Annotated in this window: 14 protein-coding genes; 8 read left to right on the top strand and 6 right to left on the bottom strand. The window is 67.9% G+C overall.

The features are described from left to right. Positions 1 to 890: 890 nt before the first annotated feature. From ACBJ32_RS58185 to ACBJ32_RS58170, 4 genes are all read left to right on the top strand, one after another. Entirely contained in the window at positions 891 to 1,202 is a 312-nt protein-coding gene (locus ACBJ32_RS58185) for a hypothetical protein (protein WP_375134191.1), read from the top strand. Positions 1,203 to 1,427: 225 nt separating this feature from the next. Then, positions 1,428 to 4,880 (top strand): WD40 repeat domain-containing serine/threonine protein kinase, encoded by a 3,453-nt coding sequence (locus ACBJ32_RS58180; RefSeq protein ID WP_375134190.1) that lies wholly within the window; start codon positions 1,428 to 1,430, stop codon positions 4,878 to 4,880. Beyond that, on the top strand, positions 4,807 to 5,241 hold the full coding sequence (locus tag ACBJ32_RS58175) for an ATP-binding cassette domain-containing protein (protein WP_375134189.1): 435 nt from the start codon (positions 4,807 to 4,809) through the stop codon (positions 5,239 to 5,241). Before ACBJ32_RS58180 ends, ACBJ32_RS58175 begins: the two co-directional genes overlap by 74 nt. Before the next feature lie 9 nt (positions 5,242 to 5,250). Then, complete coding sequence (locus ACBJ32_RS58170; RefSeq protein WP_375134188.1) at positions 5,251 to 5,433, top strand: hypothetical protein; 183 nt, start codon at positions 5,251 to 5,253, stop codon at positions 5,431 to 5,433. Positions 5,434 to 6,047: 614 nt separating this feature from the next. Here ACBJ32_RS58170 and ACBJ32_RS58165 read toward each other — a convergent pair. Beyond that, positions 6,048 to 6,224, bottom strand: coding sequence for a hypothetical protein (locus ACBJ32_RS58165; RefSeq protein WP_375134187.1), 177 nt, complete (start codon positions 6,222 to 6,224; stop codon positions 6,048 to 6,050). Here ACBJ32_RS58165 and ACBJ32_RS58160 point away from each other — a divergent pair. Together ACBJ32_RS58160 and ACBJ32_RS58155 are read left to right on the top strand one after the other, a co-directional pair. Beyond that, positions 6,202 to 6,480, top strand: coding sequence for a hypothetical protein (locus tag ACBJ32_RS58160; RefSeq protein ID WP_375134216.1), 279 nt, complete (start codon positions 6,202 to 6,204; stop codon positions 6,478 to 6,480). The two genes, ACBJ32_RS58165 and ACBJ32_RS58160, sit on opposite strands and share 23 nt — an antisense overlap. A gap of 166 nt (positions 6,481 to 6,646) precedes the next feature. After that, positions 6,647 to 7,177: an Imm21 family immunity protein gene (locus ACBJ32_RS58155; protein ID WP_375134186.1), complete on the top strand. Its 531-nt coding sequence runs from the start codon at positions 6,647 to 6,649 to the stop codon at positions 7,175 to 7,177. 31 nt (positions 7,178 to 7,208) lie between these two features. Here the strand turns inward: ACBJ32_RS58155 and ACBJ32_RS58150 are convergent, their stop codons facing one another. The 4 genes from ACBJ32_RS58150 to ACBJ32_RS58135 all read right to left on the bottom strand — a co-directional run bounded on the left by ACBJ32_RS58150 (position 7,209) and on the right by ACBJ32_RS58135 (position 13,227). After that, positions 7,209 to 9,476, bottom strand: coding sequence for a tyrosine-type recombinase/integrase (locus ACBJ32_RS58150; RefSeq protein WP_375134185.1), 2,268 nt, complete (start codon positions 9,474 to 9,476; stop codon positions 7,209 to 7,211). After that, the gene (locus tag ACBJ32_RS58145) at positions 9,473 to 11,170 is read right to left on the bottom strand and encodes a tyrosine-type recombinase/integrase (protein WP_375134184.1); all 1,698 of its coding nucleotides are present in this window, start codon (positions 11,168 to 11,170) and stop codon (positions 9,473 to 9,475) included. The genes ACBJ32_RS58150 and ACBJ32_RS58145 overlap by 4 nt, the downstream gene beginning before the upstream one ends. A gap of 535 nt (positions 11,171 to 11,705) precedes the next feature. Beyond that, on the bottom strand, positions 11,706 to 12,422 hold the full coding sequence (locus tag ACBJ32_RS58140) for a hypothetical protein (RefSeq protein ID WP_375134183.1): 717 nt from the start codon (positions 12,420 to 12,422) through the stop codon (positions 11,706 to 11,708). Positions 12,423 to 12,858: 436 nt separating this feature from the next. Further along, on the bottom strand, positions 12,859 to 13,227 hold the full coding sequence (locus tag ACBJ32_RS58135; RefSeq protein ID WP_375134182.1) for a hypothetical protein: 369 nt from the start codon (positions 13,225 to 13,227) through the stop codon (positions 12,859 to 12,861). 499 nt (positions 13,228 to 13,726) lie between these two features. Here ACBJ32_RS58135 and ACBJ32_RS58130 point away from each other — a divergent pair, with 499 nt between their 5' ends. Together ACBJ32_RS58130 and ACBJ32_RS58125 are read left to right on the top strand one after the other, a co-directional pair. After that, positions 13,727 to 14,020 carry a transposase gene (locus ACBJ32_RS58130; RefSeq protein ID WP_375134181.1) on the top strand — a complete coding sequence of 98 codons (294 nt, stop codon included), beginning with the start codon at positions 13,727 to 13,729 and terminating at the stop codon, positions 14,018 to 14,020. An 8-nt stretch (positions 14,021 to 14,028) separates the two neighbouring features. Further along, positions 14,029 to 14,892 carry an IS3 family transposase gene (locus ACBJ32_RS58125; RefSeq protein ID WP_375134211.1) on the top strand — a complete coding sequence of 288 codons (864 nt, stop codon included), beginning with the start codon at positions 14,029 to 14,031 and terminating at the stop codon, positions 14,890 to 14,892. A 34-nt stretch (positions 14,893 to 14,926) separates the two neighbouring features. Here ACBJ32_RS58125 and ACBJ32_RS58120 read toward each other — a convergent pair whose 3' ends face one another. Then, the gene (locus tag ACBJ32_RS58120; protein WP_375134180.1) at positions 14,927 to 15,202 is read right to left on the bottom strand and encodes a hypothetical protein; all 276 of its coding nucleotides are present in this window, start codon (positions 15,200 to 15,202) and stop codon (positions 14,927 to 14,929) included. Positions 15,203 to 15,762 lie beyond the last annotated feature (560 nt).

Below are 15,762 nucleotides of genomic sequence, written 5' to 3'. Positions count from 1 at the left end.
GGTACCGCCCAGCGCGCTGGCGCGAGTGGCGCTCGCGAACGCTGCCAGGGCCCTCCGGACGTACGGCATCGAGGTTGAGCGGGTGGCCATCCCGGCCGCTGACGGCGTGCTGGCCGCCTGGATCCCGGTTTGCCGGCCAACATCGCGATCCTGCCCACGTCTCTCAGGGCGTCCCGTCAACCTGTGGTCGCCCCACCGGAAGACCGGATTCAGCGCCGAAAGGTGCTCAGCGGAGCGATCGACGAGTACCACCGAGCAGCCTGGCCGTGATCCACCTCGCATCGATCAACAACCTCACCAAGCGCATAACAGACGAGACCACCCCAACCTGGCGAGTAGGTGCTCGTCGTGCTGAGCGAGTCCGCTGAGGGACGAAGCCGCCGAGGGACGAAGCCGCCGAGGGACGAAGCCGGATCTCCGACCTGGCGGCGTTGTCGCAGTGGGAACGCAACCGGGTGGCCCACCATGTCACCCGGATGGAGAAGCGCCGGATACGCCCAGCTGCCGCCGCACGCTCCCCGGCCAGCCACGCTTCCGGCCCATGCGCATGAGGAGTTCGTGGCGGCACGGCCCGTACGATCAGCTGGCTCGCGGGTCGTGCGGTCGTGCGGTTGAGCGCGTTGAGCGGGGCGAAAAAGATCGCAAGGCTGCGAACCTTCCTCCCCCGGGCGCTATCCAACCCACATGTACGGCGAACCTGAAATAGACAGGAAAGGCATTCATTGCATGCAATCGAAGCTGGCCACCCTGTTCTTCGCCACCTTCACCGCCGGCAGCTGCGTCCTCGCCGGCGCCTCGCCCGCCTCGGCCACGACGCACTACGGCAAAGTAAATGGATCAGCTCCGAGAGCGGCTGGCAGAACGCGGGCGTTTACGTCGAGCCGGATGACATGGTGCGGATCCACTACGTCAGCGGCCGGTGGACGGTCGACTACCGCGAGTTCCCCTACGTGTCCTCGGCCGGCTACGCCTGGCGCGTCGACCGCAGGATCCACCAGGGGTGCAAGATCCTCAGCAGGCACCCGCACGGTTCGATGATCGCGAGGATCAACAACGACCACTACAGGGTCGGCAGCAGGGCCTTGGTCGAGGCGCGCCAGGCGGGCTTCCTCCAGCTGCGCGTCAACGACGCCGACGGTTGCCTGCGCGACAACGACGGCGCCGTCCGCGTGAAGATCTCGTCACCGACTGCTGAGCCGTGATCCCAGAAGATCATGACGTGGTCGGCGCCTCCCTCCCTCATCACCCGCAGCAGCCGCTTTACGTCCCCACCCACAACGGATGACCCCCATATGAGCAAGAGAGATGTCCGTTCAACTACCCCCGGCGCCGGCCCGCGTTCCCGGCCAGGGGCCGCGCCGCCGCCGGCGGCCTCCGGGCGCCCGAGCCCTTGGCCGCATGTGCGCGTCCCAGCGACCACGAGAGCGTTGCTGGGAGAGGACCCGCACACGGTCGGCGGCTACTGGCTGGCCGGCCGCCTGGGGCAGGGAGGCCAGGGTGTCGTGTACGAGGCGTACGACGGTGAGGGCACTCGGGTGGCGCTCAAGCTCCTGCACGCCGACAGCGGCCGCACGCAACTGGACCGATTCGCCCGGGAGGTCGAGGCCGCGCGAAGGGTGGCCTCCTTCTGCACGGCTCGGGTGTTGGACGCCGATCTGGCGGGCTCGCGGCCGTACATCGTCAGCGAGTACGTCAGCGGGCCCAGCCTGCGCACAGCCGTACGGGATGGGCGGCCGTTCGCGGGGGACGACCTGCACCGGTTGGCCACGGCGATCGCCACCGCGCTGGCCGCGGTTCACGAGGCAGGGGTGATCCACCGTGATCTGAAGCCCGACAACGTCCTGCTCGGTCCGGACGGCCCGCGGGTGATCGACTTCGGTATCGCGCGTACCGAGGAGATGCCAGTGACGTCCACCGGACTGATCGCCGGCACGCCCGCCTACATGCCACCCGAGTCGTTCAGCGGGCGGCGGGCGGGCGCGCCGGGCGACGTGTTCGCGTGGGGCGCCGTGATGCTCTTCGCCGCGCAAGGAAGGGACGCCTTCGCCGGGGACAACGCCGCTGCGGTGATCCACCAGGTTCTGTCGGCCATACCCGACGTGGACGGGTTGCCGCCGGCGCTGCGCCCGCTGGTGGCGGCGGCGCTGGCCAAGGAGCCGCAGGCGCGGCCGACCGCCCGGGAGTTGCTGCTCGCCCTGGTCAGCGGGAACGGCGAGGCCACCGGGCTGTTGCGGGCGGGCAGTGAGCGGGCGCGGCAGATCGCCTCGGCCGATGGCCTGGACCCGGGGCTGGGGACGATCGCCGAGGACGCCTACACCGCGCTCCCGGAGGAGCAGCGGCGACTGGTGCCCGGAGTGTTCCTGCGCCTGCTCACCCTGGACGAGTACGACATGGAGACGACCCGCCCGGTGCCCGTGGCCGAGCTGGAGTACGGCGGGCAGGACCTGCGGGCCATCCTCCGGGCGTTCTCCTACGTGCTCTCCGAGCGTGACGGCCAGATGGTCCTGACCCGTCCCGCCGTCCTGCGCGCGTGGCCTCGCCTGCGCGGCTGGGTGAGCGCGGAGAGACCGGGCCTGGCAGTCGTCGGGCAGCTCAGCCAGGCCGCCCGCCACTGGGACGACAACGGTCGCGGCGACGGCGACCTGCTGCGCGGCAGCCGGCTGCAGGCGGTCGAGAGCTGGGCCGTCTCCGAGCGCCGCCACATGACGCTCACCAGGCTGGAGCGGGACTTCCTCGACTCCAGCCGCCGGGCGCTGGCCCGATCCAGGAAGATGCGGCGCGGCGCGCTGGTCACGCTGGTCACGTTGCTCGTCGTCGCTCTCGCCGGCGCGGTCTCGGCCGTGTCCGCCGCGGGCGAGGCCAACAGGGAGCGGGAGCGGGCGGAGGCGCAGAAGCGGCAGGCGTTGTCCCGGCAACTGGCGACGCAGAGCGTCCGGCTCGTCGGCACCGAGCCGACGGTCGGACACCTGCTCGCGGTCACCGCCTGGCGGCTCGCGCCGACCAAGGAGGCCCGCCACAGCCTCCGCAACGCGCTCGCCGGGCCCGCCGTCTTCACCAGGCCAGGCCCGGCGATCGCGCTGGCCTTCAGCCCCGACGGCAAGGTCCTCGCGACCAACGGGGACGAGGGCGTCGTGACACTCCGCGACCCTGTCACCCACCGTCCAGCCGGCTCCCTGACCGGCCAGAAGCAGATGGTCACCGAGGTGGCGTTCAGCAGCGACGGCCGGCTCGTCGCGGCGGCGGCCGAGGACGTGCGGATCTGGGACGCCGCCACGCACGAGCAGGTCGGCGAGCCGCTCCGGGGCGGCGGCACCGTGGCGTTCAGTCCGGACGGCAGGCTCCTGGCCACCGGCGGCGACAGGGTACGGCTGTGGGACGTGGCCACGCGCACACAGGTCGGTGACGCGCTCCCCGGGGCCAACGCCGTCGCCTTCAGCCCGGACGGGAGGCTGCTGGCGACCCACTCCTCCCGCGAGACCGAGGCCCGGGTCTGGGACGTGGCCTCGCGCAGGCAGGTCGCCTCGCTCCAAGCGCACCTCTCCCCCGCCGGCATCAGCCACCTCGCCTTCAGCCCCGACGGGAAGCGGCTGGTCACCAGCAGCCACGCGTTGCGCCTGTGGGACGTCGCCACGTGGCGCCCCATCGGCAAGCCGCTCATGAACAGGCAGATCGGCGGCATCCGCGTGGCGTTCAGCCCCGACGGCTCGGTCCTGGCGACCACGAGCGACGGCGGCCGGGCCCGGCTGTGGGACCTGGCCACGCGCGAGGAGCTCGGTCCCAGGCTCGCCGGTCACACGATCGGCCTGTACAGCGTGGCCTTCAGCCCCGACGGGAAACTACTGGCCGCCGGCGGCTTCGACGGGCTGCGGCTGTGGAGCCCGTTCACACACCGGCAGCTGGGAGCTCCCTTGCCCACGGCGGGCACCACCGCGCGCGCCGCGACGTTCAGCAGCGATCGGCGCGGCATCCTGACCTCCGACGCGCGGCAGGTCAGGCTCTGGAACCTCGGCCCGCGAACGCCGATCTTCACCATCAGGCCGGGGCAGCCCATCAACACCGCGGTGGGCAGCCCGGACGGCGGCACGCTGGCGATCGGCCTGGAGTCCGAGCTGACCTGGTGGGACGTCGCCAGCCGACGCCAGGTGAGCTCGGTGCGAACCCCTCGCCACGTCATCGGGCCGGCGGCCTACAGCCCGGACGGGCGGACCCTGGCCATCGCGCTCACACCGGACCCGCAGACCGCTGCGAAGCCCGAGATATGGCTCTTCGACGCACGCACCCATCGCCGGATCCACCGCATCGTCCGCCCCGAGAACATCGCGCAGCTGGTCATCAGCCCCGACAGCAGATACCTGACCGCGGTGGACATCGCGGAGAACGCCCAGCTGTGGGAGCTGTCCACCCAGGCCGAGGCCGGCCCGCCCATCAGCAGGGCGAAGAGCGTCGCCTTCTCCCCCGACGTCAGGACCCTGGCCGTGGCCGGCAACACGGGAACGCGGCTGATCGACCTGGCCTCCCGCAAGCAGCTCGGCCGGGACCTGGGCGGGCACTCCGGCGTGATCACCGCGGTGGCCTTCAGCGCCGACGGCGCCACCCTCGCCACCGCGAGCGACGACAAGAGCGTCCGGCTGTGGGACGTGGCCACGCAGGAGCAGGTCGGCGCCGCTCTTCCTGGCCGTAGCAGGGTCTCGCAGGTGGAGTTCGGCGACGGCGTGCTGGCCACGGTGAACGATGACGACACCTTCCGGGTGTGGGGCGTGGCCGAACCCGCGGACCTGGTGGCCGCCGCCTGCGCCCGCGCCGGCCGTGCGCTCAGCGCCGAGGAGTGGGAGCAGTACCTGCCCGGCGAGCCCTTCCAGACGGTGTGCGTACCGTCCTGAGCCACCGGGCCTCGCCGGACCGGCCGGGAGGGGGCTCGACCCACGACTTGCCTGCTCCCGGAGGCGGCTGCGCGCCCTGCGCGCCAGGGTCGGGTTCGTCTTTCAGGAGTTCGGCCTCGTCGGACGGCTATCGGCGCTGGAGAACGTGCTGATGGGGTCGCTGGCCACCCTGCGGCTACCGAGGTACGGAGTGATGAGCTACCCACGCGCGCTGCGGGTCCACGCCGTGGAGCACCCCGACCGGGTCGGGCTGGCGGACCGGCGGTTCCAGCGCTGCGACACGCTCTCCGGCGGGCAGCAGCAGCGGGTCGCGGTGGCCAGGACTCTGCTGCAGAGCCCCGAGCGCCCCGGAGAGCCGTAGGATTCCGGGATGAGTGACGATGAGTGGAATCACATCATCCGTTCGGTGAAGCAGGGCGAGCCCGGCCCTTGGACGTGCCCTGAGTGCGACGAGTACACCGTCGAGTTGGGTCAGCGGTTCGGGCAGGGCCACGTGGTGGAGCACACACTGATGTGCCTCGCCTGCGAGGCAGAGGTCGTTGCACCTGCCTGAACTCGACCGCACGATACGACGTCTCTGCCACGGGCATCGAGAGGCGCGGTGCTGCGGCTCCAGAGCTGCGGCGGCCCGGCGTGGCGCCGGGGTGACACAGGGACTTCACCGGGGGTGAGGAACCAGCGGCCGGCCGTTGGCGCTGAGAAGGATCTTGATTGCAGTGAGCTGAGGGTTCTCTGACGGCAAACCTTCCCCAGCTTGTTGTCCGGTCCCGGCGTCGGCGTGCGGCGCGGATCTCGGCGTCGGCGAGTTTGTCGTCGAGCAGCGCGTACAGCTGGGTGGTATCGGCGGAGGCGTGGCCGAGGCGGAGGCGGACAGCCTCGATGGAGACGCCGGCGTTGATGAGACATCACACAGGGTTTTCGTGCGTGAAATCCGGTCGCAGGCCGCCACCGTGCAGCGGTAGGCGACCGTGGAGCGGTTGTCGACGTCGCCAGCGAACAGCCACGTGGCCGCATCCCATTCCCCAACCCGCCGCTGGGTGAGCGTGTTCGCCGACAACCACGCGGTCCAGACCTCGGCCTGCGCCGGTGCCAGTGCTCCCTGGATCGGCCCGTGCCCGTCCGGCTCGTCGTCCGGTCCGGGGAAGGCGCGCACGTTGCCAGGGCCGCTCACGAACGGGACTGCCTTCTCCTGGCCACCATCTGCACGGCCTCGCGCTTGTCGGAGTCGGTGACATGGGAGTACGGGTCCTGCGAGGTCACCGAGACGTGACGGGTAATCTCCTGCACGACCCGGCGATCCACCCCGGCCCGCCGGAGCCTGATGATCGTCGAGTGGCGAAGCATGTGCGGCCGGGGCCCGGAATCCGGCCTGCTCGGCCAGGCGGCAGAACAACTCATTGGCCGTCCCGTACGACATGGCCTTCCCCAGCGGCACGTGGAACAGGTTCACGAACACCATGTCCCCGGCGTCCTCGACGATCTCAGCCCGCTCAAACTGATAGTGCGCATGGAGCTCGATCGTGACCTCGTTCACCGGGATCGCCCGGGGCTGCCGGGCCTTGGCGAACGCCCGTTGGCGTTGACTCGCCGCCGGACATGAACATGCGGCCCCTCGTGTCGGCAGCCCAGTACCCGAGAATCGGGCACGTTATTGCGAATATGAGATAACGATCATGGTTGTATTGGGCTCGATCGATCTTCGGCGCTCGTGATGGAATCACGACGTCGCCTGGTGCAGGCGGGTACTTTTGTCCGGGGGAGGCTGCATGATCTGGGTTGAGTCGGCGGGAGGACCGTTGGCTGTGATCAGCGAGGCCGCGCTGAAGGACTGGTCCGGGTTCGAAGGCGACTATGAACGAGCATGTGACGTGGAATTTGTCGGGGTGATCCCTGTCGGGCAGTCGAACGCCGCCTTGATCTTGGGTGATGAGCCCGCAGGCACCACCTACGTCCCGGTCTTCCAAGCCTTCGTCCAGTGGTTGTGGGGCGAGCCTGGCGCCGACGTCCTGGTCAGCTTGGAAAGGGGCCTGCCGGACGCGACCTGGGAGGCTGGCCCGATCTTCGACGTCGCGGGGCAACTGGTCATCTTCGATGCGGCGCAACCGGGAAGCCAGGTCGTGATCGACAACGCCGACCGCTCCAGCTTGGAGCCGACCATCTATCAGCGAACGGAGAACGCCCTCCGGGTGGAACTCTCCCCAAACTCCTATCGAGTCGAGTCCGCCGATATTAGCTCCGATGCGGCTTCCTGCTTCCGGGTGCATCGTCTTGTGGCCGTTCCACTCGGAGATCGGTGAGTTGGCTGGGTGAGCAGCAGTCGCCCACGGGTCATGTGATGTCTCGTGACGAGCCTCCGGGCCGACGATCGCCTAAGGCGGTGAGCGGGATGAAGGCCGTGTGCGCGCCGAGTTGGCGAGGAGTGGGCCCAGCTGGGGTGGGGATGGCAGCGAGGCGTTCGGCGAGCGCGGTGACAGCGTCCCGATCGCCCTCGAGGGCTTCGCGTTCGTCGTCGGTGAGGTCGAGCTGTTCGAGCATCCCCTCGATGCCGTCCTTGACGGCCAGAAGCTGCCCTGCGTGGGACTGTTTGGGCAGGTAGAAGGGGCAGCGAGCGCAGGCGAGCCGGTGCGGGCATTTGGCGAAGAAGCCGTAGGTGCAGTAGCCCTCACCCAGGTCGTAGTACTTCCAGGGCTGGCCGGTCGCCGCTGCGCCGGTGAGGATGCTGTCGCGGTCGATGAGGACTTCGATGGTGCGGACGTTGCGGACGAAGTAGTCGGCCTTGCGATAGGCCGCGGTCAGGGTGCGTTGCAGAATCTTGGCGTAGTAGCGGGTGCTGGCGGCGTGTTTGTGTCCAAGCCATTGCTGAAGGTCGGCGAGGGTGAGGGGTTCGCGGGCGTTGAGGAGCTGAGTGGCGATCGTGGTGCGGGCTCGATGGCTGGTGAGCGCGCCGCGGGAGTCGCTTTCGGGGATCCTGGCCTTAGCGCAGAGCGCAGGAATGATCTTGTTGTTGAGGTAGGCGCTGCCCACGAGCTGGCCGCGGTGGGTGAACAGGTGCTGGCGCAGGCGCCCGGTTTTGCGATCGGCGATGTCGGGCTGGGCGGGTCGGACGAGTTTCCAGGCCTCGATGAGCTGGCCGACGATCGGGTCGACGGGTTTGCTGAACGGGCCGGAGGTCTTGTTCTGCGGGACGCGCAGCAGGCAGATCTGGTGGGTCTCGCCGGTGTCTTCGTCGTGGGTCTCGTCCCATATGACGCAGTCGAGTTCGAGGCGGCGGATCTCGTCGATGCGCAGGCCGGCGAACAGCCAGACCCCGACCAGGCAGCGGACCATCTCGATCGGGTAGTACTGGTTGTGATATCCAGCCGCTTTCGCAGCGGGGGTGCCGTGGACCTTGAGGTCTTCTGGGTTGAGGGTCAGTCCGGCGGCCATAAGCTTCGCCCAGGTGGCGTCGTCGATGACCCTGGGGTTCGGACCCATCTGGGCGCGCAGGGAGATGGGAAGGCTGATCACGCGCCGAGGGTCGAATCGAGGTTTGATCCATTCCCATTCGATGAGGTCGCAGAAGAAGCTGCGCAGGCTGTCGAGCCGGTTGGCCATCCCGGAGGGTGAGATCGGTTCGCCGTAGCGGACCTGGTTGCGGTTGTGACCAGCCCATTGGCCGACGGTCGCTTTCATCGTGTCGGCGACGTATTCGGCGGCCATGTCCCGGGTCCAGAGCTCGGGGGAGATTGCTTCGGGATGCTTCTCGGCGGCCCACCGGCCCGCGACCAGGATGACAGAGAACATCGTCCGGATCGTCCCGGCCTCCAGGGTGCAGAGTTTGCGCCAGCGCAGCGCCCAGTCCAGCCAGGCGGCGGGAACCGTTGCGAGCGTCTCCGGTTTGGGTCCGCGATTGTGGTGGTTGGTGGTGAGCGGCGCGGAGATGATGCGCTTGTCGGCCAGGACACGCGAGATCTTGAAGATGCCGTTGCGCCGACCCGAGACTCGGCCATCTCGGTAGTCGGCAACAGCTGCGACCAGCAGTTCCTCGGTGATCTGGTCGAGGTTCGGGCTGCCGGACCTCAGCAGCATGTCGATCACCGCGTTGGTCAGCTGAAACGACATGTGGGCGTTGTCAGACTTCCACTCCCGGAGGACCGACTCGACCTCCGCGAGCGCGGGTTGGAACGCGCCGGGACCGAACACCATGTCGGCGATCTTCCGGACGTGGGTGATGCGGGCCTCGTAGTGGAGCGTGCGGTAATCGCCAAACAGATAGCCGAGGGCGACGATCTGCATCCGCCCTGCCTTCGCGGCCGCCGTGTCGCGGGTGGCCAGGTCAACCCAGGTGGCTTGGTCCCAAGCCCAGTAGGCGAGCTGGCGCCGGTGGACCTCGGTGAAGATGACGCTCCGGGCGTGACGCAATCCCTTCTCACTCCAGCCCTCGGAGACCTGGTCGATCGGTCGAAGGAGCCGATGCAGCGGAGCACGCCAGCCAGGAGGCAGATGCGGGGTGGCGAACGACGCCATGCGCTCAAGCGTCTGTCGTTCGGCTTCGGTGAGCTCGGGCCGGCCGAGGGCTTGGGGCTGGACGATCCGGGCCAGGGCAGACAGGCTCACGGCGCCTCCCCGAGCGTTGCCAGGAGCCGTTCGCGGCTGGCCTGGATCGAAGCGCTGGACTTGCGGAGCTTCTCGGCCAGCTCACGGCCGCTCAGATGGATATAGCGCAAGGTGGTCGACAGGTCCCGGTGTCCGGCATACTGGGCGATCTGGTCGATCGTCCACTCGGCCCGGGCCAGGTCGGTGAGCCGCAGATGACGGAAGGTGTGGGGCGAGAGCCTGGAGACATCGGCGCGGTCGGCGATCCTGGTCACGATCTTCGACCAGGATGAGGGCCCCAGCGAGCTGCCGTGGTTGCGTCGGGAGACGCTGATCAGCAGCCGTCCCCCTGAACGACCAACCAGCTCACGGCGCTCGGCCAGATAGGCCATGAACAGGCGCGAGGTGGCGGCACCGAAGCTGACCTCGCGGGCACGCTTGGACTTCGTGGTCTCGGCGCGCAGATGGATCAGCGAGTAGGCGGGCTCGAAGTCACCGACCTCGAGCTGGACGAGCTCCTCGCGGCGCAACGCCGCGTCGTAGGCCAGCGAGACCATCAGCCGGTTGCGCAGAGGCTCAGCCTGCGCCGCCCGAAGGATCCTCTCCCAGTCCCACTCGTTCGGGATCCATGGAGCCTTCTCCACCCGTCGCACCAAGCCTTGCCGGGGGCGGCGGCCACGACGTCCGGATTCGCCCCGCCGGACCGGGTTGCGCTCACGCAGTTCGTCTTCGACCAGGAACTGGTAGAACGACCGGGCCGCCACCACGTACTGCTGGATCGTGGCGTTCGCTAGGCCGACCCCCGAGTCGAAATGCGCGAGATTCGACGCCCGCGGGTTGGGCCGCTCGTGCAGAGCACCGATCCAGGCAGCCACGACATCCGCCCGAACCGTCAGCGGGTCTGCACCCACCAACGCACAGAACCGGAGGTGATCCTCGACCGCTCGCCCGTATGCCACGACCGTGTTGGAGGCGCGCCCGATGTTCGCAGTGAACTGCAGCCACCGCCGCGCATGCTCGTGCCCTGCCACCAGGGGGAACTTGTCCCAGATGATCAACGTCATGACCAATAAACGTAGATCGCCCAGATTCCAAATAAGGCACTGGACGCACGCCGACTTGGGCCACTTCACTCCGAGCTGGTCGAGGACGTACCGCTCGCAGTCGGCGCGGTACCAGCCCCACTCGATCAAGGGGTAGGACGGGATCCGCGTGCCGGGGCCGAGCGGCATGTCGCGCAGCATCCGCCGGGCCTCGCCAGCCTCGAACCCGACGACGTGGACGAACTCCTCGTCGCCGACGATCTGGGCGATGACCTGGTCAAGGACCCAGCCTTTGAACTTCAGGCTGCACTTCCTGATGCCGCCGGACTGGGGCACGGTGGCGACCGATAGCAGTTCCTCGCTGAGCCGGTAGGCGCCCGGCGCCGACGACAGGCACAGGATCGGGTGGATGGTGTCGTCGAGTATCACGATGCCGTCCGCCTGGCGGCGGCCGGCACGGGCGACCTGGATGGTGCGGACGCCGTGGTGGGCGAGCAGCGGGTAGATGTGCTGTTCGACGAGGTAGGCGGTTTCCACCCATTCGTCCCCAGTCTGCGCCGTCACAACCACGAGGTCTCGCAGGTCGAACCAGCACGATCCGGGCTCGGTGAGCCGCCGCAGCAGGATCGCCGTCGAGTCCAGGCCGAGCCCGCACGAAAAGATGATCTTCACGGGGTCTCCGGAGAGTCCCCCGCCCTTCGCCGCGAGAAGTGGGGTGTATTGACTTCATTGCTTTCAGAGAGAAAGGGTGAGGTTTCTCGGAAAACAGGAGGTCGTCGTGCGCCCGAGTACGAAAGTCATCTTGACGCTTATGGGAGCTTTCGTCCTCTTTTTGACGGTCAGTCGGGACGCGGACGGACTCTGGGCCCTCTCGCTCGGCATCTTCCTGACCTGTCTACTCATCGCGTTCGTGTTTCGTGACCTTCCGGACGGAGGTGCCGGCCAAGGCGGGAGTGCCGACCGTGACGGAGGCGCTGGGTATGACAGGGGCGGGAGAAGCGGAGATGGGGGATTTGGTGACGGCGGAGACGGGGGCGAGTAGCAGGCCCGGCCAGGGAAGGCCAGGCCAGGGGTGCTTGAAGTGGGCGGTTACCGCTCGGCGGGGATGACCACGACGACCGTGCTTGCATCGGTCGCTGGGGCGAACGAGCCCTCGGGCAATTCCTCGAACCAGCCGTCGCGCTCGGTCGGATCGACGTCCAGGAAGTCACGGACAGAGATGGCATTCGCGCCGGGGACGCGGCTGGTCAGGACAGTCGCCAGGTTGTAATCGATCTCGACGCAGTGCACGACAGCGCTCCGCTCGACGGCCCGCCAGCGCGATGTTCCCGGTGCCCGCTGAGGGTTCCAGGACCGTCATGCCGGGCCAGATGTCGGCCAGGTCCATGAGCTTGTCCACCACGGCGGGTGGGGACACGAACGCTTCCCGGCCCCGGCCGACGCGCACGCTGTCGGCCACGTTCGCTGCGGCCCTGAGCTTCTCCGTGTCGAGCTTCGGCACGTCCACCTTCGGCGCCGCCGGCCGGGCGCGCGCGGGTTCCCTGGGCGCGATGACCGCGGGCTCGTCGCCGTGCGGGCACTCGACCTTCAGGACGTCGGTGTACTTGACCTTCGGCTGCCGGTGGTCCCGGAAGTCGAGCTTGACCGTGGTGGGGTTGGTCTTGAGGGCGAGCCCGTTGTACCCCCAGGCCCACACGCGGTCGCCGACGTGGATGTTGTGCTTGCCCCATTCGACGAACTCGCCTTGCCCGGTGGCGGCGGCGAGCTGCTGCCGGTCGTAGGCGAGCTGGTTCTCGATGTGCTCCTTCTGCGCGAGGAGCCGTTCGCGGTACTCGCCGGTCGCGGGCGGCTGCTCGTCGATGTAGTAAGGCGTGCCGTCGTGCCGGAGGTGCCTGCGCGTGTAACCGTCGAGGTTGCGCTGCACCCGCCGCAGGTCCGCCTCCAGCCGCTTGATCCGGCGGGCGATGACGCGCGGCCGAGCTGCCCGCCCGCGAACCGCTCCGAGATCTGATTGGCCCGGTCGGCGGCCGCAGCCGCGTTGCCGGCGTGGCGCTGTGCCTTGGCCGCGAGCGCGTCGCGCCGGTCGTCCAGCCGATCAGCTTGGTCGGCGAGGACCTGGGCGCGGTCGCGCGGGGTGTCGTCGATCTCGACCGTGACCTCGAACCCGGCCGCCCGCAGGGCGTCAGCCGCGCCGTTGATCTTCCAGCGCCTGGCCACCTGGTCCCGGGACTGGCGGATCCTGATCATGCCGATGGACCGGAAGTAGTGGAAGCCGTGCTTGCGCAGGATCTCCCAGGCGCCGTCGCCCTTGACGGTGCCGTCCACGAGGATGCCTTCCTCGAGGGTGTGGCTGATCGTGATCACTGGTTGGCCTCGCCCTCGGCCTCGTCAGCGTCGAGGAGCTGGGCCTGCAGCAGCTCGACGACGATCACGCGGGGCGGCTTGGACCCGGGCCTGGGCGCGAACACGGCGCAGTCCGGCGGGCACTGCGTGGTGCGGTCGTCCTCGCTGGCCGGGGAGGTGCCGCAGTGCGGGCACCGCTCGCGCGGCACGGTCTGGGAGACGTCGAACGTGCCGCGCCTCACGTAGTAGCGGGGCCCGTGCGCCGCCAGGAGCAACGCGTTCTGCAGCGAGTAGCCGGGTTCGTCGCTGGCGGGGTCGAGCTTCCAGGCGACCTGCGCCTTGACCGAGGACCTGCAGGCCGCCCTCGACGACGGCCACGGAAGCATCCGGCCCGAACTCCTGCCGCTGTTCGAGGCCATGCGCCAGATGGACGACCCACGAGCAGGAGTGAGCTGGTTAGCCGCGGCGGTGGATCAGTTTGGTCTCGTACAGCCTGATGGTGCTCTCGCCAGGGCGTTGACGCTCCCCGCGCGAGCCCACGGAGCTGACCGCGCTGGCGTCGGCGAGCCGGTCAGTGCAGCGGATGGACAGATTTTGCCCGGGATCCCGGTGAACAACGCCTCGTCATCGAGACGCGACGACCGTGCGGTGCCTGGTTGTCGTTCACGCATCGGGTGGGGGATTTTCCAGCTGGTTCCATATGTCCTGGACATTGACGCGTGGCGGGAGCAGCCGGCGGAGCGAGGCCGCCAGTGCCGGGTCGTGGACGCCGAGGACGGTCTCATGCCCGTCGCACCAGACCACCTCCAGCGACGTCTGAGCTTCCCCCCGTTCTCCGGACACTTGACCTGAGGTCACCCCTGATCATCAGGAAGGATGTCCTCCATGCCCTCGCCACACCCTGCCGAGTTCCGGCGTCGCGCGGTCGAGCTCGCGCGCCAAGGTGACAAACCGCTCCCCCAGCTCGCCAAGGACCTGGGTGTCAGCCGCTCATGCCTGCAGAACTGGCTGCGACAAGCCGACGCCGATGACAACGCCGGCACCGGTGACCGATTGACCAGCACAGAGAAGAAGGAACTCGCCGAGCTGCGCCGCCGCAATAAACAGCTGGAGACGGAGAACGACATCCTCAAGCGGGCGGCGGCGTACTTTGCCCGGGAGAACGTCCTCCCAAAGTAACCTACTCGCTGGTCCGCGAACTCGCCGGGGACCGTATCCCGGTCGCGGTGGCCTGCCGAGTAGTTCAGGTGTCAACCTCAGGATATTATGATTGGCTCGGCCGGCCCGAGCCGCCGCGTGGACTCCGCAATAAGGAACTCACCAAAGTGATCCGGCAGATCCACGCCGACTCGCGCGGCAGTTACGGCTCGCCGCGGGTGCACGCCGAACTCACGCTCGGCCTGGGTGAGCAGGTCAACCGCAAGCACGTCGAGCGGCTCATGCGCGCGGCCGGTTTGCAGGGCGTCTACCGGCGCAAAGGCCGCCGCAACCTGGTCAACCAGGCCACCGAGGAGGACCTGGTGCAGCGCCGCTTCGACGTCGAGGCGCCCGATCGACTCTGGCTGACCGCCATCACCGAACATCCCACCGGCGAGGGAAAGCTATATTGCGCCGCCGTCATGGACGCCTATTCACGACGCGTCATCGGCTGGTCCATCGACGCACGACAGGATACGGGCCTCGTGGTGAATGCATTAACGATGGCGGTGGCCCGGCGGAGGCCGGGAACCCGCTCGACCATTCTGCATTCCGATCACGGCACGCAATATACATCTTGGGCTTTTGGCAATCGGCTGCGAGATGCAGGCTTGCTCGGATCTATGGGAACGGTAGGCGATTGCTACGACAACGCGATGATGGAATCGTTCTGGGGAACGATGCAGCTCGAACTCCTCGATGCCAAAAGCTGGGAAACACGAGAAGAACTAGCCAACGCCATCTTTGAATGGATCGAATGCTGGTACAATCCATACCGACGACATTCCAGCATCGGAATGCACAGCCCCGTCACGTTCGAGGCCCTCTATAGGCCGTCAGACACCACTGAGTGACCTCACCTCAGGTGTCCGTGCTACGGGGGGAAGCTCACTCCACCTTCTGGACGGCGGTTTTGCTCACCAAGCGCATCTCGTGCCGGGTGAAGTCCACAACTGTAACCATGTAACGGTCGCTCAGCAGGCCCAGCACGATGCCGAGAGCGACCGTCGACACGAAGATGATCAGGCCTTGTGGGTACAGCGGCAACGAGAAGAAATGCAGCGCCGTGATGAGCATGGTGCCGAACGACAGACATCCACACGGCAAAATCACGCAGCCTGGAGGATCGATGCTCTTCCACCGTACGTTCGTGTCGCCAGTCACGCTGCCCTACCTTTCTGGATGCGAGCACACCCGATTTGGTGTAGAAGATCGGGATGTGCGGATGAGGCAGGGATTGCTCTCACGCCGGCTGCACTCGATGGCACAAGTGGCTCGGCCTGTGCGGTGCCAAAACTCGTCCATGGCGTCTGACCTGGCCTTCTATCCTCGGCACTCGTGTTTCTACGCCTGCTGTTCTGCTCATGATCCGGTTGTTCGGCTGGTTGACGCTACTCGCGCGGGGCACCTCAGACGGTTGGTGATGGACGACCTGCGCAACAACGCGGTACTTCGGAGCTCTCAGAGGGCGGTCTGCGGGTCGATGCCCCTGATGTCATAGTGTGATCGAGTGAATCTGTAGCGTTATGTCTGCCTGGTGGGCGTGGACGTGTTGAGATGGCCGGGTGAGTGAACGCAAGCCGTACGCGACGGACTTAGAGGTCCTAACAGAAAGATCAGCGGACGAGGCGTCGCCAGCAGATGATCGCCGCGGCGAGTGTCATGAAGGCTTCGTGGATGTCGTCGCGGATCTCCCAGCGGATGCGCAGGCGGCGGAACCCGTG

The organism is Nonomuraea sp. GTA35 (genome assembly GCF_041950525.1).
In the GTDB taxonomy this organism is placed as follows: Bacteria; Actinomycetota; Actinomycetes; order Streptosporangiales; family Streptosporangiaceae; genus Nonomuraea.
The sequence above is the reverse complement of the archived record's forward strand: the minus strand, read 5'-3'. Positions and strand labels throughout refer to the sequence as shown.

What these genes read in the sequence shown, in the direction of transcription:
- ACBJ32_RS58185 (WP_375134191.1), top strand. Translation starts at nt 891, where the DNA reads ATGGTGCGGATCCACTACGTCAGCGGCCGGTGGACGGTCGACTACCGC.
- ACBJ32_RS58160 (WP_375134216.1), top strand. Translation starts at nt 6,202, where the DNA reads ATGATCGTCGAGTGGCGAAGCATGTGCGGCCGGGGCCCGGAATCCGGC.
- ACBJ32_RS58165 (WP_375134187.1), bottom strand. Translation starts at nt 6,224, where the DNA reads ATGCTTCGCCACTCGACGATCATCAGGCTCCGGCGGGCCGGGGTGGAT.
- ACBJ32_RS58170 (WP_375134188.1), top strand. Translation starts at nt 5,251, where the DNA reads ATGAGTGACGATGAGTGGAATCACATCATCCGTTCGGTGAAGCAGGGC.
- ACBJ32_RS58135 (WP_375134182.1), bottom strand. Translation starts at nt 13,227, where the DNA reads ATGCTTCCGTGGCCGTCGTCGAGGGCGGCCTGCAGGTCCTCGGTCAAG.
- ACBJ32_RS58130 (WP_375134181.1), top strand. Translation starts at nt 13,727, where the DNA reads ATGCCCTCGCCACACCCTGCCGAGTTCCGGCGTCGCGCGGTCGAGCTC.
- ACBJ32_RS58155 (WP_375134186.1), top strand. Translation starts at nt 6,647, where the DNA reads ATGATCTGGGTTGAGTCGGCGGGAGGACCGTTGGCTGTGATCAGCGAG.